The following is a 25,781-nucleotide window of genomic DNA, read 5'->3' as shown; positions in this document are numbered from 1 at the left end:
ACTCCTTAAGCAGCGGCCAGCCAGCGCGTTAAACGCGCCCCAAATGCGGCCTGACTTTCCAGTAATTCTTCTCCCGTCACCAACGGTGCCGGGCGTGTAATCACGATGCAGGGAATACCTGCATCCAGACAGGGCTGAACTTTTTCCTGATAACCCCCTTCCGCGCCTGACGCTTTGGTGATCATCACATCCGCCCGACACTGGCGATAAAACGCGGCATTGAACTCGGCGCTAAACGGGCCACACAGCGCGAAGATCTCACCGACGCCAAACCCCAGATCCGCGCACTGTTGAATCACCTCTGGCACAGGCAGTACGCGTGCCAGCAGCGTTTTTTCAGGCAAGCCTGCACGCCAGATAGCCAAATCTTTACTGCCGGTCGTCAGCAACACGCGTTCGCCAAAACGACGTGCTGTTTCACATGCTTGCTGGATGCTCTGTACGGTGTGCAGATGCGGGTGAGTAAAATCACTCAACTGTTCAGGCCGCTGATAGCGGCTCAACAACACGCCGGCCGCTTCACAGGCGTTCATGATGTTGCGGCTCACCACCTCGGCATAAGGATGTGACGCATCAATCACCCAGCGCGTCCGGTTTTCCTGCAACCAGGCAATCATTTGTTCGCGTTCCAGACGCCCGCAGCGAACCTGACCTTTGATGTCACCTGCCAGTTGCTTACCTGTCGGCGTCGCCACCGACAGGGTGTAAGCGACATTTGCCGCATCCAGTTGCTGGCACAGCATGCGCGCATCGCTGGTGCCGCCCATAACCAGCACATCACCGTAATTCACAGCACATAACCCCGTGGTGTAATCATCAGCCCATCCTGTACATAGGTGGTTTTGTTGCCGACAATCACCAGACTGGTCATATCCACCGGTTCAAAATCCATACCACCGAGCGTAGTCAGCCATTTTTCCTGTTTTTTACGACCGGCCGACTTCACGATACCTACGGGTGTTTGTGCGCTCTTGCTGGCGGAAAGCAGTTCAAATGCACGCGCCAGATGCCCTTCACGACCGCGACTGCGCGGGTTGTAGAAACAGATAACGAAGTCAGCTTCACCTGCGGCAATAATGCGTTTTTCAATTACCGGCCACGGCGTTAGCAGGTCACTCAGGCTGATATGGCAAAAATCGTGCATCAGCGGTGCGCCAAGCAATGAGGCGGCGGCAATACTTGCCGTCATCCCAGGGATCAGCCGAACCTCAACATCCAGTTTTTGCTTGCTGACCAGCTCAAGCACCAACCCGGCCATACCGTAAATCCCGGCGTCGCCGCTGCTAATCAGCGCCACGTTGTGGCCAGCCTGCGCCAGTTCGATTGCGGCCTGGCAACGTTCAATCTCTTTGCACATCCCGGTTTTGATCACCTGCTTATCGCCGGTGAACGCCTTTACCAGATGGGTGTAGGTTTTATAGCCAACAATGATTTCCGCCGCCTGGAGAGCTTCAACGGCTTCCATGGTCATCATTGCCTGCGAGCCAGGGCCAATTCCAATTACGCTTAACATCAGTGTGAAACTCCCAAAGTGATCGTGACGCCCTGTTCGCGCAGGGTCTCGCCTAACAGTTGTCCGTGGCTCAGCAGCCAGGCTGCAGGACCGGAAACGCTTCCTGTCCCCACCGTTTTGCGAACAAACGATGAGGCCGGAAAACGGTGTTCATGCTCACGCAGCGCGTCAGCGGTAAAGGTTTCGAAAGGCACGCGGCAACAGGAGGCCAACTGGATAAGCCCCTGTTCGTCTTTTTTCAGCGTGATGCTGCCAATTGCTTTTAACGCCAGCGGGTCGAGGCGCTGGGCTTCGAGTTGGCGTGCCAGCAGCGCAGCTAACAGTGGGAACGGCGTATCCCGACGACAGCCAATTCCGGCAACCACTCGCTGCGGTACCAGCTTCCAGTGCACAACGGGCAGCTCAGGCAGATTGTTGCGCAAGGTAATACAAATCAGCGCATCCAGTTCAGGCAGCTGATTGAGATCGGTCACCGTGATAAATCCACGGCGGTCGCAATGGCTGACGTCCTGTGCCAGTTCGTCGTCCCACCACAGACCAACCCGTTTGTTGCTGACCAGCATCTGGTTAACGATTTTGACCGCCGAGCGGAAATCATTCATACGGGCATTTAACTGGAACGCCAATGTGTCCAGCGCCGCCATATCGTTAACATCCGTCGCGGTGGTAATGACAGGATCGGCCCCCAGCATTCCCGCCAGATAACGCGCCAGTGCGTTAGCGCCCCCCGCATGACCGGAGAGCAGGCTAATGACATGCTGGGCACGTTCATCAATGACCACCACCGCCGGATCGCAAAATTTGTCGTTGACCAGCGGGGCCAGCACACGCACGGCAATGCCGGTTGCACCGATAAAAATCAGCGCGGAGTAATTCGCAAACGCATCACGCGCGGTGTTAGCAAAACCGTTGTCGAAAGGAATAAATCCCTCCTCCAGCAGTTTTTCACTGGTGAAACAGGTTACCGGCAACATCGCCGCCAAACGTTTAGCAAGCACAACGCCGCCGGGGGTCAGGCAAAATAGCGCGAGTGATTCAGGCTTTACGGTATTCATGGCTAAAATCCGCCGCATAGAGTTTGGAGTAGTGATACTCCGAGCCCAGGAAGTTACCGACCAGAATGAGCGCCGTTTTACGGATCCCTGCGTCGCGAACTTTGTCGCCAATATCTGCCAGGGTACCGCGCACGGTCTGACTTTCCGGCCAGGTTGCCTTGTAGATCACCGCCACTGGCGTGGCCGCTGGGTAACCGCCTTCAATCAGACGTTCAGCAACCCGGTGGATGCGTTGGACGGAAAGATAAATCGCCATCGATGTCTGGTGACTGGCAAACGACTCCAGTTGTTCACGTTCCGGTACCGGCGTACGACCTTCCAGACGGGTAATGATGAGACTCTGCGACACTTCCGGTACGGTATACTCGACGCCCAACTCCGCAGCCGCGCCCAGGAACGCGCTAACGCCAGGCACCACCTGCCAGTCGATCCCGCGTTTGGTCAGCTCTTCGCCTTGCTCGCGCACAGAGCCATACAAGGAAACATCACCGGTTTGCAGACGCACGACGGTTTTACCGGCTTTCACACCCGCTTCCATCAGATCAAGGATCTGCTCCAGATGCAGTTCGGCGCTGTCATGGCATTCCGCTCCGGCCGGGCAATATTCCAGTAATTCAGTGTTAATCAGCGATCCGGCATAGATAACCACCTGTGCCTGCTGGAGCAACCGGTAACCTTTGAGGGTAATCAGCTCGCGATCGCCAGGACCTGCGCCAACAAACCACACACTACGGGGATCAAAAATCTCAGACATGGGTTCCTTCCTTCTGACAGGCGATAACAAATACGGGGTTATTCGGTTTGAAATAGTGACCACTACCCAGCGTGGCAAGTGAGGAAACCTGCAGTTGCAGGCAATCCACACCCTGAATGCCAAGGTGGTCCAGATGAGCCAGAGCGGTGTTCAGGTTTTCCTGAAGGATAAATGTCATCACCAATCGCCCTGCGGGATGTAACTGACGCATTGACCAGTCGATCAGATCGGTCAGATGGCCGCCGCTACCCCCCATGAAAATGGCATCGGCTTTTTCCGCAATCGTCATCGGCGCGATACCGGGAAAAATATCGATGTTTGCACAGGCAAAATGCTGACGGTTTTCGTCCAGCAGCCTGAGTGCATCCGGATTACGCTCGATCGCCGTGATACGCAGCCCCGGATATTGCAACGCCGCCTCAATCGACACGCTGCCGGTTCCCGCGCCGATATCAATCAGATGGCTGGCGCGGTGTAATTCAAGTTTTGAGAGGGCGAGTGCACGTACCGCTTCTTTGGTCATCGGCACTTTCTCTCCACGTAGAAAAAGCTCATCTTTCATCGAGGATCACCACTGCATTCATGTCATAGTCGGCTGTAATTTTGCTCACAGGCAGGCAGTGGATACGCTCATTGTCCATCGCCAGGTTTTCGCCAATCACCATCCAGCGATGTCCTTTGCCTCTGGCCACCAACTGCTGTGCAATTTCACGCGGGCCACACAGCGCATCAGTCACCATCGCAACCTTGTTGTGTCGCGCCAGTTCATCAAAACAGACACTGCGACCGTGACTACTGGTGAGCCACATGTCGTTCATATCAATACCAGCTTGTGCACACAGATACTGAACGGCGCTAATACCGGGAATAATGCGCACATTTTCAATACCAAAATGCGCCACCATCCGCGTGCCAATGCCGTAGAACAGCGGGTCGCCTGAGGCCAGTACCACCACGTTTCGCGCCTGATGTTCGCCTATCCAGTTCAATAGATCCGGAATATTGGCGCCAAGAGCAAACCGTTCACCGGCAAAATCCGGGAACTGCTGCAGATGCCGCTTACCACCGACCAGCACATCGGCCTTTGCAACCGCGTCGCGCGCCACCGGCGTCATCAAATGCAACCCAGCGGGTCCCATCCCAACAACAGTTAACATTCCATCTCCTCTGCGATCTCCGCGACCGGACGATTGCTGCCGAGGACCTGATTATCAAAAGAGAACATGATGGCGTCGCAGGTCGGGGGATTTTTCGTAAAACGCAGGGTTTGCAGGACGCGCATACAAATACGCTTCGCCAAATGGTTGTAAATGTGTTGAAAACCGTATGCTTCGATATGTTCCATCGCAGCTTCGGTCGTGTCACAGTCGCTGACCAGCGTCAGCAGTTCCAACGGCGCGCCAAGTAATGCGAGGTGAGCCACCAGCGTTTCCATGCGGGCATCAGCGATATGACTGTGGGTATGGAAGATCCCTGCCGCGATTTTGATAAGTTTGCCAGGGTGGCCAACCAGCACGATCTGGCGGAATCCCAGGCGCACCGCTTCTTCAATCATGTAACCGACAAAGTTGCTCATAGTGACTACAACCTGTGTGTCGATCCCCATTTGTTCACGCACAAAACGTTCACCGTGGTTACCCGGTACCAGTACGACGCGATCCAGTCCTGCCGCGCGTTTGATCTCCAGTTCCAGCGATAGCGAACGTTTCCAGCTCTCTTCCGACATCGGCGTAACAATGCCCGTGGTACCAATGATCGAAATACCGCCCAGAATCCCCAGGCGCGAGTTGTAGGTTTTTTGCGCCCGTTCTTCACCTTCAGGCGCAAAAATCTCGATGTTTGCCCCACGATTTGGTCCAATCGCTTCACGTACTGCGGACTCAATGGTCTGACGAGGTGTCCGGTTAATCGCCGAACTGCCCACCGGCAAACCAATCCCTTTACGGGTCACCGTACCGACACCTTCACCGCCCTGTAAGACAATTTCTTTGCTATCGTCTAACGTCACGCGGGCAAAGATCAGCATCCCATGCGTGGCGTCCACATCATCACCACCATCTTTGCGGATGGCGGCAATCGCCTGTTGCCCTTCGATATGCGGTGACTCCACGTTCAGGCATAACGTCACCCCGGAAGGCGTCACAATGGAAACCTGATGGATCAGATGCTGGCGCAGCACCATCAACGCAGCGACTTTTGCCGCCGCCGTCGCACACGATCCCGTGGTGTACCCTTTACGCAGCGCTTTACCGTTGTGCCACACTGGCGTATCGAAGGACTGGTCGCTCATCGCGCCCCCTGCATGTGATAAAGCATGGCGTTGACGATGGCGGCAGCGACGTTACTGCCACCTTTGCGACCTAATGCGGCAATAGCGGGCAGATGACTTTGTGTCAGTGCGTCCTTCGACTCCGCCGCGCCAACAAATCCTACCGGTACGCCAACCACACCGCTGACAGGTGCATCATGTTCCAGCAGGCGGAACAACGCGGTTGGCGCGTTGCCAAAGACAAACAGTTTTTCGCCCTCTTCCTTCACGGCAATGTCGACTGCAGCCATTGAACGCGTGATCCCCTGTTCTTTTGCTGCCCGCACCACGCGTGGGTCGCTGATGTAACAGCGGCATTCGCCACCGAATTTTGCCAGCAGGGTTTTGTTGATCCCGGAAAGCGCCATCGTGGTATCGGTATAAATCACGCTCGGGCGACTCAATGCTGCGCAAAATTGTTCCAGTACACCGCTGGAAAACCACAGAATGTCCAGCCAGTCGAAATCCGCGGTTGTGTGGATCACCCGCTTGATGATGGCTTCATGCAACGGACTGGCAAACTGATAATCCGGGCGGGTTTCACTGATAATCTCACCAATGATGTCGAAACTTTTGGCCTCAATCGCTTGAGGTTGCTGGATATAGTGCATTTTGTTGTCCTCAGGCGACACCGACCCACAGCCAGCGCAGCGCAATAAAAAGCGCCAGTGCCAGGGTCGATGCTACCCACATCAATCGAATCGTTTGGGAAATGTCGTCTACAGAAATGTCTCGTTGTTGATCGCCAATCCACGGTTTCTCAACGCGCTCGCCGAAGTAGTCATTGGGTCCCCCGAGGCGAATACCTAATGCGCCGGCCACAGCAGCTTCCGACCACGCGCAGTTTGGGCTGCTATGGTTGTAGCGATCACGCCAGCCAATCTGCAAAGCGCGTGCGCCGTCCTGGCGGCATAAAAACGCCGCCACACCCAGCAACAACCAGCTCAGTCTTGCCGGAATAAAATTAGCAACATCGTCCAGACGGGCGCTGACCATGCCGATAGCACGGTACTTTTCATGTTTGTACCCCACCATTGAATCGAGGGTATTCACCGCTTTGTAGGCCATCGCCAGCGGCGCACCGCCCAGTAAGAGAAAGAACAGCGGCGCGATGATGCCGTCAACGGTGTTTTCCGCCACGGTTTCCACCACGGCGCGGTTGATCTGTTTTGGTTGCAGCTGTGAGGTATCACGTCCCACAATCCAGGAGAGTTTTTCCCGACTTTCGGCGAGATTATTGGCACGCAATGGACGCTCAACATCCAGCGCAGCATTCGCCAGACAACGCCCCGCCAGCACGGTAAAGATCATCCACACCTCTACGCCCCATCCCAGCCACGGATAAATGGAATTCGCCAGCGTCAGCACTCCCCAGGAAACGCCCCATGTCACACCGACCACCACGATCCACATCACGGCACCGCCGATTCTCAGCGTGCTATCACGATGGCAATAACGCCGAATGACTCGCTGGACTGCGGAGATAAGGTTGCCAATCCAGCGCACCGGGTGAGGCCAGTTCTGCGGATCGCCAATGATAAAATCCAGCAGCCAGGCAACGCACCATGCAAGTATCGTCATAGCGCGTTCCTCGCAGCGGCCAGCCAGTGATTGAGCATTTCGGGGCGCTGGGCAAAATGAACGTGCAGGTAGCTGGCGAAGGTATTTCCGACCTGCCATCCGCCTGACCAGGCCTGCAGCGTTTTGCCATCACGCACCTTGCGGCAACTCATTACCGCCGGAGTTTCAGGGGTAAAATCGGAATAGTGGAATTCATGCCCGCGCAGGACTTCACCGGCCGTTGCCAGCAATGTTTGCTGTGTGGCTTGCGCCTCGCAGTAACCAAACCGGGTCAGCCGTTTGCCCATTTTGCTGTGCCCCGGAATGATATCTACCATTTGCCAGCGATCGCCGTTGCTGTCCTCCAGCGAGCTACTGAGATACATCAACCCTCCGCACTCTGCATAAATAGCGACGCCACGCTGATGTGCCGCTCGCAATTGCTCCAGCATGGTGACATTACGGGCCAGGGCCGCAGCATGCAGTTCCGGATACCCACCGCCTAACCAGATCATCTGGCAGTCCGGTAAACAGGTATCGTGCAGCGGGCTAAAACGAACAGTGTTGAGGCCCGTACGCGCCAGTAACGTAATGTTATCCGGATAATAAAAGTTGAACGCCTCGTCATCAGCAATGGCCAGCGTTAACCCTGCGCCTGCGTCTGCAGCAGGCAGGGCGGGCCATTCACCAACAGGAAGGTTGTCTGACGCACTTAAGGCCAGCAGCGCGTCGATATCCAGCGTCTGTTCCAGCGTCGCGGCAAAATCCTGCCACGGCTGCTGGTTGATAACTGACTCACGAGCGGTAACCAGACCCAGATGACGCTCAGGGAGCGCGACGCCCTCCATGCGAGGAACATAGCCCAATACAGGCACGGAGCAATAACGCTCAATCGCAACTTTGAGTAGCTGGTAATGTGTTTCGCTGTTGACCCGATTAACAATCACGCCTGCAATGTTCAGACTGGGATCAAAATGCTGGAATCCCATCACCGTGGCGGCTATCGAAGTAGAAACAGCCTTACCATCAACCAGCAAAATGACCGGGCAACCCAACTGTTTCGCCATCGCCGCAGTACTGCAGTAATCAGGGTCTGTGCCATAGCCGTCATATAACCCCATAACGCCTTCGATAACGGCAATATCCGCGTGCCGCATCTGCTCGCAAAATAAGGCATTCAGTGTAGGGGTGGGTAGCATGAAGCTATCAAGATTGCGGGAAGCCGTACCGCATACCGCGGTGTGCCAGCCAGTATCAAGGTAATCAGGACCGACTTTGCATGGCTGGACGCGTAAACCGCGCTTTTTCATCAGGCTCAACAAGCCCAGCGTTACCGTGGTTTTGCCACAGCCGCTACCGGTACCTGCAAGAACAAATGCGTGAAAACTGGCCGCCATACCCTGATCCTGTTCAGGGTGGTAGGGGTGTATAGATACCCAGTCTCTTGACTGTATGCATCTGCGCAACCCACTTCCCACCGAAGTTGTTGGTAGTCACCGACAGGCAGGTCTTCTGGCTTAGCGTCGTCCTCGCCCGTCCTTCCCAATCTTGCGATCAGTGGTCTATACGGGGTCGTCAGCATCACAGCAGCGGGGGCTGCGGGGGATTCTCACCCCCTTCCCTACCACAAATGTGGCAAACCTGTCAGTTCAAGAGCCGATTTAATTTGGCTCTGTGTCTTGAGGCAAATTCACGACCTCATGACAATAATTCAATTTAATATCTTGCCGGGTACATTCAACCAATGTTATGGCCTCAACCCGTTTATTCATATGTTCATTTTTTGAATGAAAGCGTCATTAAAGAATAAAGAAAGTCTTTCACACAGACACTGTATCTCATCACAAAAATAAAAACTGGTGCAGTTTATCCTTCAAATACCATTATTTTGTTGCGCTATGACAATTTATTGACTGCTGTAGTTATTTTTCATTTTATAATGACTGACATAGCATACAATATCAAAAATCGGCAATAGCAAATTATTGCTATTTAAGCTGTCTCTTCAGATGAGATGACATTTATTTGCTGACGGAAAGCCTGCGGCGTAACCTGGTACGTTTGACGGAAAACTTTGCAAAAATAACTGGTTTGTGAGAAGCCTAAATTTCGCGCGATACTGGCAATGCTCCAGTCGCTATGACAAAGTAACTCTTTGGCACTCGCCATTCGCTGTTGATTTACCCATGCGTTAAATCCTATCCCCTGATATTTTTTGAACAATTTGCTGAAATAGTAAGGGCTGAGATAAACATGAGAGGCAACATCTTCCAGACGAAGCTCGTCCGATAAATGCGCATCAATATAACGCAAGGCTTTCTTCATTTTACTGTCATGAGGGTTCGGACTACGATTAGCCCGCACCGGCTCTGACTGTTGCGGATTGTCTTTAATCACGACGAAATTCAGTTGTTTTTTAAGACAATTTTCTACAATGAGCTTTAGCAAATCAGCAGAGGCAATAACCCGCGAATAGTCCATTTCCGGTACATTACGAAATTCACTCACCAGTTCAGGATCGGTTTGCCAACGGTCGTCCACGTTCAGAATATCCACCAGCCCCACGTCATTACTTAAGCGCACCTGACCACATAAGACAAACCCTACCAGATGTCCCGCAATGACCAGCGGAATGGAGAAGTCAGTAAGCCCGGCATGGCAGCGATAAATGCAAGGTTGATCGGATTTTGAAGCTTCCAGTCCCCCACAGCGATCGCTCATACGACATCGCGTACTATGTTGAGGATGCTGGCGCATCAACTGGCAAAAAGGGGTGAAATTAAAAAGCTCAGAAATTTCATCACCGTGAATATTGACAACCACAACAGCCAGACTGGTGGCCTGCGCAAAATCCTGTGCGATTTTATTAATGAGTTCTGAGTTCAGGGCACTCGCAGAAATCATGATAAAACCTCTCAGTTAATTTATTGTTATAAATAAAACATATTATTTACATCCGCTTTTCATCTCGCTATCCAAAGCAATGATAAAAGGCGTATTCGAACATAACAAAAGTCTCCCATTCTTGGGAGACTTTTTAAGCGGTTCAGGAAACCTGATCACGAAAACAGTTATTACATTTCAAAAATAAACATTTTCCGTGAAGCTAACGCTCATTTTCCTCCAGCTTACAGCTATTACACGGTAAGTTTTTGCCAATAAAGTAACGATAAATTGCTGCCCCCGCACAAGCACCAATGATAGGTGCCACGATCGGGACAATAAAGTAAGGAATATCACGCCCCCCAGTCATCGCGACATCCCCCCAGCCCGCCATCCATGCGAACAATTTAGGCCCAAAATCACGAGCCGGATTCATGGCAAATCCGGTAAGCGGCCCGGTAGAAGCCCCTAGAACAGCAACCAGAATACCGATCAGTAGTGGTGCTAACGGCCCCCGGGGAATCCCATTGCCATCATCGGTGAGCGCCATGATCATTCCCATCAGAATGGAGGTAATCACAACTTCCACCAGTGCAGCCTGCCAGACGCTGAGTGCAGCGGCAGGATAAGTACTAAATATGCTGGCAAGCTGCAAACTTTCGAGGCTGCCCCGCACCATGTGGTGGGCGGTTTCGTACTCGATAAACAAACTGCCATACAACAAATAGGCGAGCAGAGCGCCACCAAAGGCACCAGCCACCTGAGCAATGGAGTACGGCAACACTTTACGGCTAGGAAAACAGGCAAACAGCCACAGTGCGATGGTGATAGCGGGATTGAGATGTGCACCCGAGATCCCTGCAGTCAGATAAACTGCCAGTGAGATCCCCAGCCCCCATATAATGCAGATTTCCCACAACCCTAAACTGGCACCGGCTACTTTCAAGGCGCTCAGGCATCCAATGCCAAAAAACAAAAATAGCCCGGTACCCAAAAACTCGGCAATGCATTGCGCTTTTAGTGAATCGTTCATTGTGACACCTTCTAAGCAGAGTTCGTGTCTTTACCAGCGGTCTCCTTGCTGGCTCGTAGAATACTTCGAGACTTACTATAAAAAGCGGTGTCGGCAAATTGTTGGCAACCTGAAGGCTGTATGTGCGTCAAAATCGTGTTGTGATAGCAAATTCTTGTCATCATCTTTATAAAAACACGCCGCCGAATGGGCCGAATTCTTATTAAATGCATATTTATAAAATAATAAAATATTGCTTATGGCAGATTTTAATTTTCAAACAATCATCACAATTTCATTTTCATCGCATAGCAAATGATATTTATCTTGTCACCTCAAAAAGTGTAAATATGGAATTAACATAACTAATTTGTCATATTGACAACATTCAATAAATCATTTAAAAACAATGAATTACAACAATTCTCAGCAATTTTATATCACCATATCCTCACTATTTTTTCACTCACACTTTCAAGTCAGCCATTCTTTTTCCTCGCTTCTTTTTATAGTCATGAAAATCGGGACAACCCAGGCGAGGTCTTTATGCAACAAGAAGCGTTAGGAATGGTAGAAACCAAAGGCTTAACTGCAGCCATAGAGGCCGCAGACGCAATGGTGAAATCAGCCAATGTGATGCTGGTCGGCTACGAAAAAATTGGTTCAGGGCTGGTAACAGTCATTGTTCGCGGTGATGTCGGCGCGGTTAAAGCAGCAACAGATGCCGGTGCCGCCGCCGCACGCAACGTGGGAGAAGTGAAAGCCGTACATGTGATCCCACGCCCTCACACCGATGTCGAAAAAATCTTACCGAAGGGAATTAGCTAATGAGCAGCAATGAGCTGGTTGAACAGATCATGGCGCAGGTGATTGCTCGTGTGGCAACGCCAGAACAACAGGCTATCCCTGAAAATACTCACCCAACACGAGAAACGGCTATGGCAGAGAAGAGCTGCAGTTTAACGGAGTTTGTCGGTACTGCGATTGGCGACACCGTCGGTCTGGTAATCGCCAACGTAGACAGTGCCTTACTGGATGCGATGAAGCTTGAAAAGCGCTATCGCTCCATCGGTATCCTCGGCGCGCGCACAGGCGCAGGCCCACACATCATGGCCGCCGATGAAGCGGTAAAAGCCACAAATACTGAAGTCGTCAGCATTGAACTTCCTCGTGATACCAAAGGCGGCGCAGGTCACGGCTCGCTGATTATCTTAGGCGGTAACGACGTTTCTGACGTGAAACGCGGGATTGAAGTTGCGCTGAAAGAACTGGATCGCACCTTTGGCGATGTATATGCCAACGAAGCCGGACACATCGAAATGCAATACACGGCGCGCGCCAGCTACGCGCTGGAAAAAGCCTTCGGAGCACCAATTGGTCGTGCCTGTGGCGTTATCGTCGGTGCCCCTGCCTCCGTTGGTGTACTGATGGCCGATACGGCGCTGAAATCCGCCAATGTTGAAGTGGTGGCCTACAGTTCTCCCGCTCATGGCACCAGTTTCAGCAACGAAGCCATTCTGGTCATTTCCGGTGACTCTGGGGCTGTACGTCAGGCCGTTATCTCAGCCCGTGAGATCGGTAAAACCGTGCTGGCGACCCTGGGCTCAGAACCCAAAAACGACCGTCCGTCCTATATCTGATATCAGTGAGGCTGATTCATGAGATCGAAAAGATTTGAAGCACTGGCGAAACGCCCTGTGAATCAGGACGGCTTCGTTAAGGAGTGGATCGAAGAAGGCTTCATTGCGATGGAAAGCCCGAACGACCCTAAGCCGTCGATTAAAATCGTCAACGGTATCGTCACTGAACTGGACGGCAAATCCGTCAGTGAATTTGATCTGATTGACCACTTCATCGCGCGCTACGGCATTAACCTGGCCCGCGCTGAAGAGGTGATGGCGATGGACTCGGTTAAACTCGCCAATATGCTTTGCGACCCTAACGTCAAGCGTATGGACATTGTTCCTCTGACCACTGCAATGACGCCAGCGAAAATTGTGGAAGTGGTTTCGCACATGAACGTCGTTGAGATGATGATGGCAATGCAGAAAATGCGTGCCCGCCGAACCCCTTCTCAACAAGCGCACGTGACTAACGTTAAAGACAACCCGGTACAGATTGCTGCCGATGCCGCCGAAGGCGCATGGCGTGGGTTTGACGAACAAGAAACCACGGTTGCGGTAGCACGCTATGCGCCGTTCAACGCCATCGCGCTATTGGTTGGCTCTCAGGTTGGTCGTCCGGGCGTACTGACGCAGTGCTCCCTGGAAGAAGCCACCGAGCTGAAGCTCGGTATGTTGGGCCACACCTGCTACGCCGAAACCATTTCCGTTTACGGCACCGAACCAGTCTTCACCGATGGTGACGATACGCCATGGTCGAAAGGCTTCTTAGCCTCTTCTTACGCCTCACGTGGCCTGAAAATGCGCTTCACTTCTGGCTCCGGTTCAGAAGTTCAGATGGGCTACGCCGAAGGCAAATCGATGCTTTATCTGGAAGCACGCTGCATTTACATCACCAAAGCGGCTGGCGTTCAGGGTTTGCAAAACGGTTCCGTAAGCTGCATCGGCGTACCGTCTGCCGTGCCATCAGGCATTCGCGCGGTACTGGCGGAAAACCTGATCTGCTCGTCACTGGATCTGGAATGCGCCTCCAGTAACGACCAGACCTTCACCCACTCCGATATGCGTCGTACTGCTCGTCTGCTGATGCAATTCTTGCCGGGTACAGATTTCATTTCATCTGGTTATTCCGCTGTTCCGAACTACGACAACATGTTCGCCGGTTCCAACGAGGATGCCGAAGATTTTGACGATTACAACGTCATCCAGCGCGATCTGAAAGTCGACGGTGGTTTACGTCCGGTGCGTGAAGAAGACGTTATCGCCATTCGCAATAAAGCGGCTCGCGCACTGCAGGCCGTATTCGCCGGGATGGGATTACCGCCAATCACCGACGAAGAAGTCGAGGCCGCAACCTACGCCCACGGTTCAAAAGATATGCCAGAGCGTAACATCGTTGAAGACATCAAATTTGCGCAAGAGATCATCAATAAAAACCGTAACGGCCTGGAAGTGGTGAAAGCCCTTGCTCAGGGTGGGTTTACCGATGTTGCTCAAGACATGCTCAACATCCAAAAAGCCAAGTTAACCGGAGACTATCTGCATACCTCCGCCATTATCGTCGGCGACGGACAAGTGCTTTCCGCAGTGAATGACGTCAACGATTATGCCGGTCCGGCAACAGGTTATCGCCTGCAAGGCGAACGCTGGGAAGAAATTAAAAACATCCCTGGCGCACTTGATCCCAACGAGCTTGGCTAAGGGGTGAACAATGGAAATCAATGAAAAACTGCTGCGTCAGATAATTGAGGATGTGCTGGCTGAAATGCAGACCAGCGATAAACCCGTCTCTTTTCGCGCATCGGCCGCGACCAGTGCACCACAGGCTGCAACGGTACAGGGCGACGGCTTTCTGACCGAAATTGGCGAAGCCAAACAAGGTCAGCAGCAGGACGAAGTCATTATTGCCGTAGGTCCGGCGTTTGGACTCTCACAAACCGTCAATATCGTCGGTATTCCGCACAAGAATATTTTGCGCGAAGTGATAGCCGGTATTGAAGAAGAGGGAATTAAAGCACGCGTAATCCGTTGCTTTAAATCTTCCGATGTTGCGTTTGTGGCTGTGGAAGGTAACCGCCTGAGTGGTTCCGGGATCTCAATTGGCATCCAGTCCAAAGGCACCACGGTTATCCACCAGCAAGGGTTACCGCCGCTTTCTAACCTGGAGTTGTTCCCACAGGCGCCGCTGCTGACGCTGGAAACCTACCGTCAGATTGGTAAGAACGCCGCACGTTACGCCAAGCGTGAGTCTCCGCAACCGGTCCCGACGCTAAATGACCAAATGGCGCGTCCGAAGTATCAGGCGAAATCAGCCATTTTGCACATTAAAGAGACCAAATACGTCGTGACGGGCAAAAACCCGCAGGAACTGCGCGTGGCGCTTTGATAAAGGATAACTCCATGAATACCGACGCAATTGAATCGATGGTTCGGGATGTGTTGAGCCGGATGAACAGCCTGCAAGGAGAAACAACCTCTCCCGTTACGGCGGCAGTTCCAACACATACCGCAAAAGTTACGGATTACCCGCTGGCGAATAAGCATCCTGAGTGGGTCAAAACCGCAACCAACAAAACGTTGGATGACTTCACGCTCGAAAATGTTCTGAGCAATAAAGTGACCGCGCAGGATATGCGTATCACACCTGAAACGCTGCGTATTCAGGCGGACATCGCCAAAGACGCCGGCCGTGACAGACTGGCGATGAACTTCGAACGTGCAGCCGAACTGACTGCTGTACCTGACGACCGCATTCTTGAGATCTACAACGCGTTACGGCCTTATCGCTCAACGAAAGACGAGTTGATGGCCATCGCCGACGATCTGGAGAGTCGCTATCAGGCGAAGATCTGTGCCGCGTTCGTTCGTGAAGCAGCAGCGCTGTATGTAGAGCGCAAGAAACTTAAAGGCGACGACTAACATCAGGGTGAAACGATGCGATATATAGCTGGCATTGATATAGGCAACTCATCAACGGAAGTCGCACTGGCAACCCTGGATGAGACTGGCGCGCTAAGCATTTCCGGCAGCGCACTGGCGGAAACCACCGGAATTAAAGGCACATTGCGTAATGTGTTTGGTATTCAGGAGGCACTTGCACAGGCGGCAAAAAATGCCGGCATTAATGTCAGCGATATTTCGCTCATCCGTATTAACGAAGCCACACCGGTTATCGGTGACGTGGCGATGGAAACCATCACCGAAACCATCATCACAGAATCCACCATGATCGGTCACAACCCCAAAACGCCTGGCGGTGTCGGGTTAGGCGTTGGTGTAACCATTACGCCGGAAGACCTCCTGAGCCGTCCGGCGGATACGCCTTATATCCTGGTCGTTTCATCGGCTTTCGATTTTGCCGATGTCGCCACGATGATTAACGCTTCCGCACGCGCCGGATACCAGTTGACTGGCGTTATTTTGCAACAGGACGACGGTGTGCTGGTTAGCAACCGGCTGAATACGCCTCTGCCCATCGTTGATGAGGTCCGCCATATCGATCGTATCCCGCTGGGTATGCTGGCCGCTATTGAGGTCGCTGTTCCAGGCAAGGTTATCGAAACCCTTTCTAACCCGTACGGAATCGCGACGGTCTTTGGCCTTAGCGCAGAAGAGACCAAAAACATTGTCCCGATGGCCCGCGCGCTGATTGGCAACCGCTCTGCGGTAGTGGTGAAAACACCATCAGGTGATGTAAAGGCTCGTGCAATCCCTGCCGGGAACCTGGAACTGCAATCGCAGGGACGAACCGTACGCGTCGATGTCGCGGCAGGTGCAGACGCGATTATGAAAGCGGTTGGTGAATGCCCGAAGCTGGATAACGTCACCGGAGAGGCGGGAACCAATATTGGCGGCATGCTGGAGCACGTTCGCCAGACAATGGCTGAATTAACCAACAAACCCAGCCATGAAATCTTTATTCAGGATCTGTTGGCCGTTGATACTTCAGTTCCAGTCAGCGTGACCGGGGGACTTGCCGGCGAGTTTTCACTGGAACAGGCCGTTGGTATTGCTTCTATGGTGAAATCAGATCGTCTGCAAATGGCGATGATTGCCCAGGAAATCACGCAAAAACTCAACATTGATGTGCAGGTTGGTGGTGCTGAAGCCGAAGCCGCTATTCTGGGCGCCTTAACCACACCGGGTACCACACGTCCACTGGCTATTCTGGATCTTGGGGCCGGGTCTACTGACGCCTCTATCATTAATCCTAAGGGCGACATTATTGCCACACACCTGGCGGGCGCAGGCGATATGGTCACGATGATTATTGCCCGTGAACTGGGTCTGGATGACCGCTATTTGGCGGAAGAGATCAAGAAGTACCCGCTGGCGAAAGTAGAGAGCTTGTTCCACCTGCGTCACGAAGATGGCAGCGTTCAGTTCTTCCCTACGCCTCTCCCTCCTGCCGTTTTCGCTCGCGTATGCGTTGTAAAACCTGATGAACTGGTGCCACTGCCCGGCGATCTGGCGTTGGAAAAAGTGCGTGCTATTCGTCGCAGCGCTAAAGAGCGTGTTTTTGTTACCAACGCGCTGAGAGCGTTGCGACAGGTTAGCCCAACCGGGAATATTCGGGACATTCCTTTTGTCGTTCTGGTTGGAGGTTCCTCGCTGGACTTCGAAGTTCCGCAACTGGTTACTGATGCACTGGCTCATTATCGCCTGGTCGCGGGTCGCGGCAATATTCGGGGCACGGAAGGTCCGCGCAACGCAGTTGCGACGGGGTTAATTCTCTCCTGGTACAAGGCATTCGCTCATGGAAAGTAACCTCACGGCACCCGCTATCGTGATAGTCGCCATGGGTGACTGCGCAAACATCTGGAATGACGTTCTGCTGGGCATTGAAGAAGAAGGTATCCCCTTCGTTATTCAACAGACTCACTCGACTGACATTATCCATAACGCATGGCTGGCCGCCTGTCAGTCACCGTTGCTGGTCGGCATTGGATGTAGCCGGGAAAAGCTGGTTGTGCACTATAAGAATCTACCCACCTCAGCGCCACTTTTTACGCTGATATATCAACAAAATAGCCACGCTCGCCGGAGCATCGGTAATAACGCTGCGCGACTGGTAAAAGGCATCCCCTTCCGGGACTGCCACTCATAATCCACAGGAGAAAAGCAGTATGAATAACGCACTGGGACTGGTTGAAACAAAAGGGCTCGTCGGCGCTATTGAAGCCGCTGATGCCATGGTGAAATCCGCAAATGTGCAGTTGGTTGGCTACGAAAAAATCGGCTCAGGACTTATCACCGTGATGGTCCGCGGGGATGTCGGTGCCGTAAAAGCGGCAGTAGATGCAGGAAGCGCAGCAGCGAGCGCTGTTGGAGAGGTGAAATCCTGTCACGTTATCCCACGTCCACACAGCGACGTTGAAGCCATTTTACCTAAATCCGCATAAATCGCCGTAAACAAGGAGCACAGCGTGAAGCAATCACTGGGATTACTTGAAGTTAGTGGTCTGGCATTAGCCATCAGTTGCGCGGACGTCATGGCGAAAGCCGCTTCCATCACGCTGGTGGGCCTCGAAAAAACCAACGGCTCAGGCTGGACGGTGATCAAAATCATCGGGGATGTGGCCTCCGTTCAGGCGGCTATATCCACCGGTGCTAATTTAGCAGAGCTGCGAAATGGACTGGTCGCGCACAGGGTCATTTCCAGACCCGGAGAAGGCATTCTTTCCCACAGTGTCCCCGTGCAGCCAACGCCAGCAGCGATACCTGATGTATCGCAAGAGCAAGAAGAGATGGCTACAGAAATTGCATTACCTGGAGCAGTGCAACAGGCAGAGTTGATTAGCTGCAATCTGTGTCTTGACCCTGCCTGCCCTCGCCAGAAAGGCGAGCCACGCGCTCTCTGCCTGCATTCAGGCAAACGAGGTGAAGCGTAATGGATAAACAGCAACTGGAAACAACGGTCAGTAAAGTACTGGATGAAATGCGTGAACGCCCTATTCCTCTCGGGATTTCGAACCGCCACATCCACCTTTGCGCCGAGAACTACACTCGGCTGTTCCCTAATCAGCCGATTAGCGAGAAAAAGGGCCTGTTGCAGCCCGGACAATATGCCGCAGATCAGACCGTCACACTGGTCGGACCGAAAGGTCAGTTAAAGAATGTGCGTCTGCTTGGTCCACTGCGTAGTACTAGTCAGGTGGAGATATCTCGTACCGACGCTCGCACATTAGGCATCGCTGCGCCGCTGCGCATGTCCGGTAATATTCAGGGAACGCCTGGCATTCGTCTTATCAGTCCCTTTGCTGAACTGGAGTTACCCTCCGGGGTTATTGTTGCCCAGCGACATATCCATATGTCGCCGCTGGATGCGCTGATACTGCGCGTATCTCATGGAGATAAAGTCTCCGTGGCTATCAATGGCGATGAACGCCGACTGATTTTCGATAATGTCGCCGTACGCGTTTCACCGGATATGCGCCTTGAGATGCATATCGATACAGACGAAGCCAATGCAGCAGGCGCTGATAATCCGCAGGCATTTGCCACATTGGTGACCCCACGATGAACAACGAACTGCTGCAACGCATCATTGAGGAAGTTGTTTCCCGGCTCAAAAAACGCGCGGAAAGTACCATCACGCTGAGCGTCGCACAGTTACGGGAAATCGATTCCCGGACATTATGTTGTCAGTACTCGTCACTACACCTCCTGCAGGCAGACCTGCCTTTACTGGAGAAAATTGCAGATTGCATTCCGTCCAGTGTCGCGGCAGTAACAATCCACGAGGCGCTGGCATGCGGGCTTCGCGTAAAAATCACTCTACAGCATCGGCTGCTACCGGCACTCCCCGTGAAAAAGCTCACGCGACTGCCGCTGGAGTTCAGTAATGAACTGGGGCACATCGTCATGCTGCATCCTGAAACGCTCTTAAGTTATGCCGATGTTGCCCAACTTAACGGTGGCATCCTGGTGTTGCGTCGTCGCTGTGTCGTGACGGCACTGGCCCGGGAAGCCGTTAGTGCGCGAAATATTCAATTAATTAAGCAGGAGTGAACCATGTATCTGGCAAGGGTTACAGGTGTTGTGGTTTCTACGCAAAAATCACCATCGCTGGTGGGGAAAAAACTGTTGCTGGTACGCCGGGTAAGCACTGACGGAGAGCTCCCCGCCTCCCCCGCTACCGGAGATGAAGTCGCGGTTGACTCAGTCGGTGCAGGGACTGGCGAATTGGTGTTACTCAGTAGCGGCTCCAGCGCCAGGCATGTTTTTTCCGGCCCCAATGAGGCCATCGATTTGGCGATCGTCGGCATCGTCGACACGCTTTCTCGTTAGGAGGAACTATGGCGATTTATACCCGCACTGGCGACGCTGGCACAACAGCGCTTTTTACCGGACAACGCGTGAGTAAATCACATCCGCGCGTTGAGGCCTACGGTACGTTGGATGAACTCAATGCTGCATTGAGCCTGTGTGCCTGCGCGGTAAAAAGTCAGCAACATCGTCTCTTACTTGAAGATATTCAATTGCAGTTGTTTTGGTTCAGTGCCGAACTGGCCAGCGAGAGCGAACAGCCCACACCCGATCAGCGCTACATCAGTTCGGAAGAAATTGTGGCGCTGGAAGCCGCCATTGATACCGCAATGGGAAGAATGCCGCCCCTGCGCAGCTTTATTTTACCTGGCCGCTGCGAAGCCGCCAGTCGTCTGCACTTTGCCCGCACGCTGGCTCGCCGCGCAGAGAGGCGACTGGTCGAGCTCTCCACCGAAATCTCCGTCAGACACGTACTGATGCGTTATATCAACCGCCTGTCTGACTGTTTATATGCGCTTGCACGCGCAGAAGATCATGACGCCCATCAAAACGACATTATCCAGAAAGTGGCGGAGCGCTATCTTGCGGCCACTCGCACAGCAGTCACCAGGGAGTCGACTATGCCTTTGTCTTTTCACGAACTCCATCAACTGACACGCGCGGCAGTAACGCGCGCTGAAGAGCTCCAGGTCCCTGTCGTTGTCAGCATAGTGGATACCAATGGTACGCCTACAGTGACCTGGCGCATGCCAGATGCCTTGCTCGTCAGTAGTGAGCTGGCACCGAAAAAAGCCTGGACCGCCGTCGCAATGAAAACTGCCACGCACGAACTGACGCCCGTGGTTCAGCCGGGCGCCGCACTTTACGGTCTGGAAAGCCATATGCAGGGAAAAATCGTCACCTTTGGAGGCGGCTACGCATTATGGCGCGAAGGTTTACTCCTTGGGGGTCTTGGCATCAGCGGAGGAAGCGTTGAGCAGGATATGGACATTGCAGAAACGGCCATTGCGGCGATTAACGTGAGAACACATCAATGAATACTTCAGAACTTGAAACCCTTATCCGCAACATTTTGACTGAGCAACTCACCCCGGCAAAAATAGACGTTAAGGGTAACGGAATTTTTCCGTGCGTCGGTGAAGCGATCGATGCCGCTCATCAGGCTTTTTTGCGTTACCAGCAATGTCCGCTAAAAACCCGCAGCGCCATCATAAACGCCCTGCGGGAAGAACTGACGCCTCATCTGGCTTCTTTGGCCGCTGAAAGCGCAACAGAAACGGGAATGGGTAACAAAGAGGATAAGTTTCTTAAAAATAAAGCTGCGCTGGATAACACCCCTGGCATCGAAGACCTTACCACTACTGCACTTACCGGTGACGGTGGCATGGTGTTGTTTGAGTACTCTCCATTTGGGGTGATTGGCTCCGTTGCGCCAAGTACGAACCCCACGGAAACCATCATCAATAACAGCATTAGCATGCTGGCCGCGGGAAACAGCGTTTACTTCAGCCCGCACCCTGGCGCAAAAGTGGTATCACTGAAACTGATTGCCATGATTGAAGATATTGCCTTCCGCTGCTGCGGGATTAGGAATCTTGTCATCACGGTCACAGAACCTACTTTTGAAGCTACCCAGCAGATGATGGCTCACCCTAAAATCGCAGTTCTGGCGATTACCGGCGGCCCTGGCATTGTTGCTATGGGTATGAAAAGCGGGAAGAAAGTTATTGGTGCTGGCGCAGGAAACCCGCCCTGTATTGTGGATGAAACTGCTGACCTGGTTAAAGCAGCTGAAGATATCATCAACGGTGCATCGTTTGATTACAACCTGCCCTGTATTGCTGAGAAAAGCCTGATTGTTGTCGATGCTGTTGCTGAACGACTGGTCCAACAAATGCAGTCTTTTGGCGCGTTACTTCTGCACAACGAAGACATCAACAAACTGCGCGCCGCCTGTCTGCCTGAAGGCATAGCCAATAAAAAACTGGTTGGAAAGAGTCCAGCAGCCCTGCTTGAAGCTGCGGGCATACCGGTTCCGGCAAAAACACCTCGCCTGTTGATTGGCATCGTCAATGCTGACGATCCATGGGTCACCAGCGAACAGTTGATGCCAATGCTGCCCATCGTGAGCGTAAAGGATTTTGACAGTGCACTGGCGTTGGCACTGAAAGTTGAAGAGGGACTGCATCACACTGCCATCATGCATTCACAAAACGTGTCACGTCTGAATCTTGCTGCCCGAACCCTTCAGACCTCTATCTTTGTGAAAAATGGCCCCTCTTACGCCGGTATTGGTGTCGGTGGTGAAGGCTTTACCACCTTTACTATTGCTACTCCCACCGGTGAAGGCACAACGTCAGCGCGAACTTTCGCACGCTCTCGTCGTTGCGTGCTCACCAACGGTTTTTCTATTCGCTAATGAGGCCGTTATGAATAGCTTTTCACTGCAAACACAATTGTACAGCGGCCAGGGAAGTCTGGATGTGCTTAAGCGCTTCTCCAATAAGCATATCTGGATTATTTGCGACGGTTTTCTCGCACGTTCCCCCCTGATTGAAAAGCTGCGAAATACGCTGCCCGCGGATAACCGCATCAGCATTTTCAGTGATATAACACCCGATCCCACCATCAGTACGGTAGTCCAGGGGATTGCACAAATGCAGTCCCTGCAACCGGATGTCGTGATTGGTTTTGGCGGTGGCTCCGCACTTGACGCCGCCAAAGCTATCGTCTGGTTCAGCCGTCAGTTTGGTATTGAAATCGAAACCTGTGTGGCAATTCCCACCACCAGCGGTACAGGCTCGGAAGTGACCAGTGCCTGCGTGATCAGCGATCCAGAGAAAGGTATTAAATATCCACTCTTTAATAACGCGCTCTACCCTGACATGGCCATTCTTGATCCTATGTTGGTTGTCAGCGTACCACCCGCTATTACTGCGAATACCGGACTGGACGTCCTGACACATGCACTGGAAGCCTATGTATCGACAAAAGCCAGTGATTTCACGGATGCGCTGGCGGAAAAATCCGCGCAAATTGTCTTCCAGTACCTGCCTGTTGCGGTTAGCAAAGGTGATTGCCTGGCTACTCGGGGGAAAATGCACAATGCCTCTACGTTGGCAGGGATGGCATTTAGCCAGGCGGGGCTGGGCATCAATCACGCTATTGCCCATCAGCTCGGTGGTCAGTTTCACTTACCCCATGGGCTGGCCAACGCACTGTTACTCACTCGTGTCATTCAGTTTAATGCACGCGACCCGCGGGCAGCAAAGCGCTATGCCCGTTTCGCTAAAGCCTGCCATTTATGCCCGGATAGTACGAATGATACGGCGGCACTCAATGCGCTCATTCATCATATTGAACAACTCAAAAAACAGTGCGCGTTACCGTCATTTGTTGATGCACTGAAAGACGAGAAGCATACCTGGTCGCAACGTATACCGTCGATGGTTCAGGCCGCACTGGCTGATGTCACGTTGCAAACCAACCCCCGTGTAGCCGATGCCAGTGCCATTCAGGAACTGCTTGAGGAATTATTATGAGTACAGCCATGACGGCAGAACATGTTCTTTATGACGCACAAACGATACGCGATCGCGTGCGTGCAGCAGGCGTGGTTGGGGCCGGTGGTGCAGGATTTCCTGCTCACGTTAAACTCCAGGCGCAGGTTGATACGTTTCTGGTGAACGCCGCAGAATGCGAGCCAATGCTGAAAGTCGATCAACAATTAATGGCGGTGCAAGCGGCAAGGCTGGTACGTGGCGTTCAGTATGCTATGACAGCAACAGGGGCCAATGCAGGCATTATTGCCCTCAAAGAAAAATATCAGAAGGCCATCAATGCGTTAACACCACTTTTACCGACCAACATCAGGTTACATATTTTACCCGATGTGTATCCGGCCGGTGACGAGGTGCTGACCATCTGGATGGCAACGGGACGACGGGTTCCTCCAGCCGCGCTGCCCGTTAGCGTAGGCGTGGTGGTCAATAACGTCCAGACCGTGCTCAATATCGCCAGAGCGGTTGAACAGCAGTACCCCGTTACCCGTCGCACGCTAACCGTCAACGGTGCGGTCGCCAGACCGTTAACGCTGAGTGTTCCCATCGGTATGTCTTTACGCGAAGTCCTGGCACTGGCGGGTGGCGCCACCGTTGACGATCCTGGTTTTATCAACGGCGGTCCGATGATGGGTGGCCTGATTACTTCGCTCGATACTCCCGTGAGCAAGACCACCGGGGGGCTACTGGTATTGCCCAAATCCCATGCGCTGATTCAACGACGAATGCAGGACGAACGCACCGTGCTTGCGGTTGCAAAAACCGTTTGCGAGCAATGTCGTCTGTGCACTGATTTATGCCCAAGACACTTAATCGGTCATGAACTATCACCGCATCTGCTGGTTCGCGCAGTGAACTACCAACAGGCAGCCACCCCGCAGCTGCTGCTCACTGCCCTGACCTGTTCAGAATGCAATGTCTGTGAAAGTGTGGCTTGTCCGGTAGGCATTTCGCCGATGCGCATCAACCGTATGCTCAAACGTGAACTACGGGCGCTTAATCATCGTTATGAGGGACCACTAAATCCTGAAGACGAAATGGCGAAGTACCGTTTGATTCCGGTTAAACGACTCATCACCAAACTTGGCCTCAGCGACTGGTACCACGACGCGCCCCTGTCTGAAGCCGATTACGCCACAGACGAAACAACACTGCTGTTACGCCAGCATATTGGCGCCAGCGCTATCCCCTGCGTGCAAAAAGGTGAGCGTGTTGTTCGCGGCCGATGTGTTGCTGATGTACCCGAAGGCACGTTAGGCGCACCTGTCCACGCCAGTATTGACGGTCTTGTCAGCGAGATAACCGGGCAATCCATCACGGTAATAAGAGGTTAATCATGTCTCAGGCTATAGGGATTTTAGAACTCACCAGCATCGCCAAAGGGATGGAAGCCGGTGATGCGATGCTTAAAAGCGCAAATGTGAATTTGCTGGTCAGCAAAACCATCTGCCCTGGAAAGTTTTTACTGATGCTCGGGGGTGACGTAGGTGCTGTACAGCAGGCCATTGCAACAGGGACATCTCTTGCAGGCGATATGCTCGTCGACAGTCTGGTGCTCCCAAACATTCATGCCAGCGTTCTCCCGGCAATTAGCGGTCTTAACAGTGTGGATAAGCATCAGGCCGTCGGGATTGTTGAAACCTGGAGCGTAGCGGCTTGTATCTGTGCCGCCGATCGTGCAGTTAAAGCGTCCAATGTCACGCTGGTACGGGTGCATATGGCATTCGGTATTGGTGGTAAATGCTACATGGTTGTCGCGGGCGATGTTTCCGATGTCAATAACGCCGTGACAGTCGCCAGCGAAAGCGCCGGGGAAAAAGGTCTGCTGGTTTATCGCTCCGTCATACCACGCCCGCATGAAAGCATGTGGCGACAAATAGTGGAGGGATAATGGACAGACAACCGCCGACGGATCGCATGATCCAGGAATACGTACCCGGCAAGCAGGTCACACTGGCGCACCTTATTGCTAATCCTGGTAAGGATTTATTCAAAAAGTTGGGGTTGCAGGACTCAGTCTCGGCCATTGGTATTTTAACCATTACGCCCAGTGAAGCCTCAATTATCGCCTGTGATATCGCCACGAAATCTGGTGCGGTAGAGATCGGATTTCTCGATCGTTTTACCGGTGCAGTCGTACTGACGGGTGATGTTTCAGCTGTTGAGTACGCGTTGAAACAGGTAACCAGAACGCTTGGCGAAATGATGCGTTTTACTGCGTGCCCTATTACCCGGACGTAACCAC

30 protein-coding genes and 1 riboswitch are annotated in these 25,781 nt (G+C 52.8%); of the genes, 18 read left to right on the top strand and 12 right to left on the bottom strand.

What is annotated here, in order from left to right; all coding sequences use genetic code 11:
• Positions 1-5: 5 nt before the first annotated feature.
• The 12 genes from QMN38_RS00880 to pduF form a co-directional block, all read right to left on the bottom strand.
• Positions 6-791, bottom strand: coding sequence for a cobalt-precorrin-6A reductase (locus QMN38_RS00880; protein ID WP_323604258.1), 786 nt, complete (start codon positions 789-791; stop codon positions 6-8).
• Positions 788-1,513 (bottom strand): precorrin-3B C(17)-methyltransferase, encoded by a 726-nt coding sequence (locus QMN38_RS00875; RefSeq protein WP_323604257.1) that lies wholly within the window; start codon positions 1,511-1,513, stop codon positions 788-790. Before QMN38_RS00875 ends, QMN38_RS00880 begins: the two co-directional genes overlap by 4 nt.
• The gene (gene cbiG / locus QMN38_RS00870) at positions 1,513-2,568 is read right to left on the bottom strand and encodes a cobalt-precorrin 5A hydrolase (protein WP_318049572.1); all 1,056 of its coding nucleotides are present in this window, start codon (positions 2,566-2,568) and stop codon (positions 1,513-1,515) included. The genes QMN38_RS00875 and cbiG overlap by 1 nt, the downstream gene beginning before the upstream one ends.
• Entirely contained in the window at positions 2,549-3,322 is a 774-nt protein-coding gene (locus tag QMN38_RS00865) for a cobalt-precorrin-4 methyltransferase (protein ID WP_005123046.1), read from the bottom strand. The genes cbiG and QMN38_RS00865 overlap by 20 nt, the downstream gene beginning before the upstream one ends.
• Complete coding sequence (locus tag QMN38_RS00860; protein ID WP_137382360.1) at positions 3,315-3,884, bottom strand: decarboxylating cobalt-precorrin-6B (C(15))-methyltransferase; 570 nt, start codon at positions 3,882-3,884, stop codon at positions 3,315-3,317. Before QMN38_RS00860 ends, QMN38_RS00865 begins: the two co-directional genes overlap by 8 nt.
• The gene (locus tag QMN38_RS00855; RefSeq protein WP_323604256.1) at positions 3,874-4,479 is read right to left on the bottom strand and encodes a cobalt-precorrin-7 (C(5))-methyltransferase; all 606 of its coding nucleotides are present in this window, start codon (positions 4,477-4,479) and stop codon (positions 3,874-3,876) included. The genes QMN38_RS00860 and QMN38_RS00855 overlap by 11 nt, the downstream gene beginning before the upstream one ends.
• Positions 4,473-5,612 carry a cobalt-precorrin-5B (C(1))-methyltransferase CbiD gene (gene cbiD, locus QMN38_RS00850; RefSeq protein ID WP_137382362.1) on the bottom strand — a complete coding sequence of 380 codons (1,140 nt, stop codon included), beginning with the start codon at positions 5,610-5,612 and terminating at the stop codon, positions 4,473-4,475. The genes QMN38_RS00855 and cbiD overlap by 7 nt, the downstream gene beginning before the upstream one ends.
• On the bottom strand, positions 5,609-6,241 hold the full coding sequence (locus tag QMN38_RS00845) for a cobalt-precorrin-8 methylmutase (RefSeq protein ID WP_271448965.1): 633 nt from the start codon (positions 6,239-6,241) through the stop codon (positions 5,609-5,611). The genes cbiD and QMN38_RS00845 overlap by 4 nt, the downstream gene beginning before the upstream one ends.
• A 10-nt stretch (positions 6,242-6,251) precedes the next feature.
• Positions 6,252-7,211 (bottom strand): adenosylcobinamide-phosphate synthase CbiB, encoded by a 960-nt coding sequence (cbiB, locus tag QMN38_RS00840; protein WP_323604255.1) that lies wholly within the window; start codon positions 7,209-7,211, stop codon positions 6,252-6,254.
• A complete protein-coding gene (locus QMN38_RS00835) occupies positions 7,208-8,587 on the bottom strand; it encodes a cobyrinic acid a,c-diamide synthase CobB (protein ID WP_323604254.1) in 1,380 nt (459 codons plus the stop codon). The genes cbiB and QMN38_RS00835 overlap by 4 nt, the downstream gene beginning before the upstream one ends.
• 88 nt (positions 8,588-8,675) lie before the next feature.
• A riboswitch (cobalamin riboswitch) is annotated at positions 8,676-8,850 on the bottom strand.
• 332 nt (positions 8,851-9,182) lie between these two features.
• Positions 9,183-10,094 carry a transcriptional regulator PocR gene (gene pocR, locus QMN38_RS00830; protein ID WP_323604253.1) on the bottom strand — a complete coding sequence of 304 codons (912 nt, stop codon included), beginning with the start codon at positions 10,092-10,094 and terminating at the stop codon, positions 9,183-9,185.
• A 202-nt stretch (positions 10,095-10,296) separates the two neighbouring features.
• Positions 10,297-11,106, bottom strand: coding sequence for a propanediol diffusion facilitator PduF (pduF, locus tag QMN38_RS00825; RefSeq protein WP_323604252.1), 810 nt, complete (start codon positions 11,104-11,106; stop codon positions 10,297-10,299).
• 525 nt (positions 11,107-11,631) lie between these two features.
• Between pduF and pduA the strand changes: the two genes are divergently transcribed.
• Genes pduA through pduU form a run of 18 tightly spaced genes read left to right on the top strand, consistent with a single transcriptional unit; the run spans position 11,632 to position 25,777 of the window.
• Positions 11,632-11,913 carry a propanediol utilization microcompartment protein PduA gene (gene pduA / locus QMN38_RS00820; RefSeq protein WP_003030255.1) on the top strand — a complete coding sequence of 94 codons (282 nt, stop codon included), beginning with the start codon at positions 11,632-11,634 and terminating at the stop codon, positions 11,911-11,913.
• A complete protein-coding gene (gene pduB, locus QMN38_RS00815) occupies positions 11,913-12,725 on the top strand; it encodes a propanediol utilization microcompartment protein PduB (RefSeq protein WP_137382366.1) in 813 nt (270 codons plus the stop codon). The genes pduA and pduB overlap by 1 nt, the downstream gene beginning before the upstream one ends.
• An 18-nt stretch (positions 12,726-12,743) precedes the next feature.
• Positions 12,744-14,408 (top strand): propanediol dehydratase large subunit PduC, encoded by a 1,665-nt coding sequence (gene pduC, locus QMN38_RS00810; protein ID WP_271442449.1) that lies wholly within the window; start codon positions 12,744-12,746, stop codon positions 14,406-14,408.
• A 10-nt stretch (positions 14,409-14,418) separates the two neighbouring features.
• Entirely contained in the window at positions 14,419-15,093 is a 675-nt protein-coding gene (gene pduD, locus QMN38_RS00805) for a propanediol dehydratase medium subunit PduD (protein ID WP_271442448.1), read from the top strand.
• Positions 15,094-15,107: 14 nt separating this feature from the next.
• Complete coding sequence (gene pduE, locus QMN38_RS00800; RefSeq protein WP_323604251.1) at positions 15,108-15,626, top strand: propanediol dehydratase small subunit PduE; 519 nt, start codon at positions 15,108-15,110, stop codon at positions 15,624-15,626.
• A gap of 15 nt (positions 15,627-15,641) precedes the next feature.
• Positions 15,642-17,474 (top strand): diol dehydratase reactivase subunit alpha, encoded by a 1,833-nt coding sequence (locus QMN38_RS00795; protein WP_323604250.1) that lies wholly within the window; start codon positions 15,642-15,644, stop codon positions 17,472-17,474.
• The gene (locus QMN38_RS00790; RefSeq protein ID WP_202038927.1) at positions 17,464-17,814 is read left to right on the top strand and encodes a glycerol dehydratase reactivase beta/small subunit family protein; all 351 of its coding nucleotides are present in this window, start codon (positions 17,464-17,466) and stop codon (positions 17,812-17,814) included. The genes QMN38_RS00795 and QMN38_RS00790 overlap by 11 nt, the downstream gene beginning before the upstream one ends.
• Before the next feature lie 19 nt (positions 17,815-17,833).
• Entirely contained in the window at positions 17,834-18,109 is a 276-nt protein-coding gene (gene pduJ, locus QMN38_RS00785; RefSeq protein WP_001057752.1) for a propanediol utilization microcompartment protein PduJ, read from the top strand.
• Positions 18,110-18,133: 24 nt separating this feature from the next.
• A complete protein-coding gene (locus QMN38_RS00780; protein ID WP_323604249.1) occupies positions 18,134-18,598 on the top strand; it encodes a BMC domain-containing protein in 465 nt (154 codons plus the stop codon).
• Positions 18,598-19,230 (top strand): phosphate propanoyltransferase, encoded by a 633-nt coding sequence (locus tag QMN38_RS00775; RefSeq protein ID WP_323604248.1) that lies wholly within the window; start codon positions 18,598-18,600, stop codon positions 19,228-19,230. The genes QMN38_RS00780 and QMN38_RS00775 overlap by 1 nt, the downstream gene beginning before the upstream one ends.
• Positions 19,227-19,718: a microcompartment protein PduM gene (gene pduM, locus QMN38_RS00770; protein ID WP_323604247.1), complete on the top strand. Its 492-nt coding sequence runs from the start codon at positions 19,227-19,229 to the stop codon at positions 19,716-19,718. Before QMN38_RS00775 ends, pduM begins: the two co-directional genes overlap by 4 nt.
• 3 nt (positions 19,719-19,721) lie before the next feature.
• Positions 19,722-19,997, top strand: coding sequence for a EutN/CcmL family microcompartment protein (locus QMN38_RS00765; RefSeq protein ID WP_271442441.1), 276 nt, complete (start codon positions 19,722-19,724; stop codon positions 19,995-19,997).
• Positions 19,998-20,005: 8 nt separating this feature from the next.
• Positions 20,006-21,013: a two-domain cob(I)yrinic acid a,c-diamide adenosyltransferase PduO gene (gene pduO / locus QMN38_RS00760; RefSeq protein WP_323604246.1), complete on the top strand. Its 1,008-nt coding sequence runs from the start codon at positions 20,006-20,008 to the stop codon at positions 21,011-21,013.
• Complete coding sequence (pduP, locus tag QMN38_RS00755; protein ID WP_323604245.1) at positions 21,010-22,395, top strand: CoA-acylating propionaldehyde dehydrogenase PduP; 1,386 nt, start codon at positions 21,010-21,012, stop codon at positions 22,393-22,395. The genes pduO and pduP overlap by 4 nt, the downstream gene beginning before the upstream one ends.
• A 10-nt stretch (positions 22,396-22,405) precedes the next feature.
• Entirely contained in the window at positions 22,406-23,518 is a 1,113-nt protein-coding gene (locus tag QMN38_RS00750; protein ID WP_271455304.1) for a 1-propanol dehydrogenase PduQ, read from the top strand.
• A complete protein-coding gene (gene pduS, locus QMN38_RS00745) occupies positions 23,515-24,870 on the top strand; it encodes a cobalamin reductase PduS (protein WP_323604244.1) in 1,356 nt (451 codons plus the stop codon). The genes QMN38_RS00750 and pduS overlap by 4 nt, the downstream gene beginning before the upstream one ends.
• 2 nt (positions 24,871-24,872) lie before the next feature.
• Positions 24,873-25,427, top strand: coding sequence for a propanediol utilization microcompartment protein PduT (gene pduT / locus QMN38_RS00740; RefSeq protein ID WP_040231922.1), 555 nt, complete (start codon positions 24,873-24,875; stop codon positions 25,425-25,427).
• Positions 25,427-25,777 carry a propanediol utilization microcompartment protein PduU gene (pduU, locus tag QMN38_RS00735; protein ID WP_048212006.1) on the top strand — a complete coding sequence of 117 codons (351 nt, stop codon included), beginning with the start codon at positions 25,427-25,429 and terminating at the stop codon, positions 25,775-25,777. The genes pduT and pduU overlap by 1 nt, the downstream gene beginning before the upstream one ends.
• Positions 25,778-25,781 lie beyond the last annotated feature (4 nt).

Source organism: Citrobacter sp. R-1.5.2, from assembly GCF_035064245.1.
Taxonomy (GTDB): Bacteria; Pseudomonadota; Gammaproteobacteria; order Enterobacterales; family Enterobacteriaceae; genus Citrobacter.
The sequence above is the reverse complement of the archived record's forward strand: the minus strand, read 5'-3'. Positions and strand labels throughout refer to the sequence as shown.

Excerpts from the sequence above, each read along its gene's own strand:
- pduO (WP_323604246.1), top strand. The coding sequence starts at position 20,006 with ATGGCGATTTATACCCGCACTGGCGACGCTGGCACAACAGCGCTTTTT.
- QMN38_RS00835 (WP_323604254.1), bottom strand. The coding sequence starts at position 8,587 with ATGGCGGCCAGTTTTCACGCATTTGTTCTTGCAGGTACCGGTAGCGGC.
- QMN38_RS00790 (WP_202038927.1), top strand. The coding sequence starts at position 17,464 with ATGGAAAGTAACCTCACGGCACCCGCTATCGTGATAGTCGCCATGGGT.
- pduB (WP_137382366.1), top strand. The coding sequence starts at position 11,913 with ATGAGCAGCAATGAGCTGGTTGAACAGATCATGGCGCAGGTGATTGCT.
- pduT (WP_040231922.1), top strand. The coding sequence starts at position 24,873 with ATGTCTCAGGCTATAGGGATTTTAGAACTCACCAGCATCGCCAAAGGG.
- cbiD (WP_137382362.1), bottom strand. The coding sequence starts at position 5,612 with ATGAGCGACCAGTCCTTCGATACGCCAGTGTGGCACAACGGTAAAGCG.
- pduP (WP_323604245.1), top strand. The coding sequence starts at position 21,010 with ATGAATACTTCAGAACTTGAAACCCTTATCCGCAACATTTTGACTGAG.
- pduU (WP_048212006.1), top strand. The coding sequence starts at position 25,427 with ATGGACAGACAACCGCCGACGGATCGCATGATCCAGGAATACGTACCC.
- QMN38_RS00845 (WP_271448965.1), bottom strand. The coding sequence starts at position 6,241 with ATGCACTATATCCAGCAACCTCAAGCGATTGAGGCCAAAAGTTTCGAC.
- pduE (WP_323604251.1), top strand. The coding sequence starts at position 15,108 with ATGAATACCGACGCAATTGAATCGATGGTTCGGGATGTGTTGAGCCGG.
- QMN38_RS00855 (WP_323604256.1), bottom strand. The coding sequence starts at position 4,479 with ATGTTAACTGTTGTTGGGATGGGACCCGCTGGGTTGCATTTGATGACG.
- pduJ (WP_001057752.1), top strand. The coding sequence starts at position 17,834 with ATGAATAACGCACTGGGACTGGTTGAAACAAAAGGGCTCGTCGGCGCT.
- pocR (WP_323604253.1), bottom strand. The coding sequence starts at position 10,094 with ATGATTTCTGCGAGTGCCCTGAACTCAGAACTCATTAATAAAATCGCA.
- pduS (WP_323604244.1), top strand. The coding sequence starts at position 23,515 with ATGAGTACAGCCATGACGGCAGAACATGTTCTTTATGACGCACAAACG.
- pduD (WP_271442448.1), top strand. The coding sequence starts at position 14,419 with ATGGAAATCAATGAAAAACTGCTGCGTCAGATAATTGAGGATGTGCTG.
- pduC (WP_271442449.1), top strand. The coding sequence starts at position 12,744 with ATGAGATCGAAAAGATTTGAAGCACTGGCGAAACGCCCTGTGAATCAG.
- pduM (WP_323604247.1), top strand. The coding sequence starts at position 19,227 with ATGAACAACGAACTGCTGCAACGCATCATTGAGGAAGTTGTTTCCCGG.
- QMN38_RS00865 (WP_005123046.1), bottom strand. The coding sequence starts at position 3,322 with ATGTCTGAGATTTTTGATCCCCGTAGTGTGTGGTTTGTTGGCGCAGGT.
- QMN38_RS00750 (WP_271455304.1), top strand. The coding sequence starts at position 22,406 with ATGAATAGCTTTTCACTGCAAACACAATTGTACAGCGGCCAGGGAAGT.
- QMN38_RS00860 (WP_137382360.1), bottom strand. The coding sequence starts at position 3,884 with ATGAAAGATGAGCTTTTTCTACGTGGAGAGAAAGTGCCGATGACCAAA.
- cbiG (WP_318049572.1), bottom strand. The coding sequence starts at position 2,568 with ATGAATACCGTAAAGCCTGAATCACTCGCGCTATTTTGCCTGACCCCC.
- cbiB (WP_323604255.1), bottom strand. The coding sequence starts at position 7,211 with ATGACGATACTTGCATGGTGCGTTGCCTGGCTGCTGGATTTTATCATT.
- QMN38_RS00795 (WP_323604250.1), top strand. The coding sequence starts at position 15,642 with ATGCGATATATAGCTGGCATTGATATAGGCAACTCATCAACGGAAGTC.
- QMN38_RS00875 (WP_323604257.1), bottom strand. The coding sequence starts at position 1,513 with ATGTTAAGCGTAATTGGAATTGGCCCTGGCTCGCAGGCAATGATGACC.
- QMN38_RS00775 (WP_323604248.1), top strand. The coding sequence starts at position 18,598 with ATGGATAAACAGCAACTGGAAACAACGGTCAGTAAAGTACTGGATGAA.
- pduF (WP_323604252.1), bottom strand. The coding sequence starts at position 11,106 with ATGAACGATTCACTAAAAGCGCAATGCATTGCCGAGTTTTTGGGTACC.
- QMN38_RS00765 (WP_271442441.1), top strand. The coding sequence starts at position 19,722 with ATGTATCTGGCAAGGGTTACAGGTGTTGTGGTTTCTACGCAAAAATCA.
- pduA (WP_003030255.1), top strand. The coding sequence starts at position 11,632 with ATGCAACAAGAAGCGTTAGGAATGGTAGAAACCAAAGGCTTAACTGCA.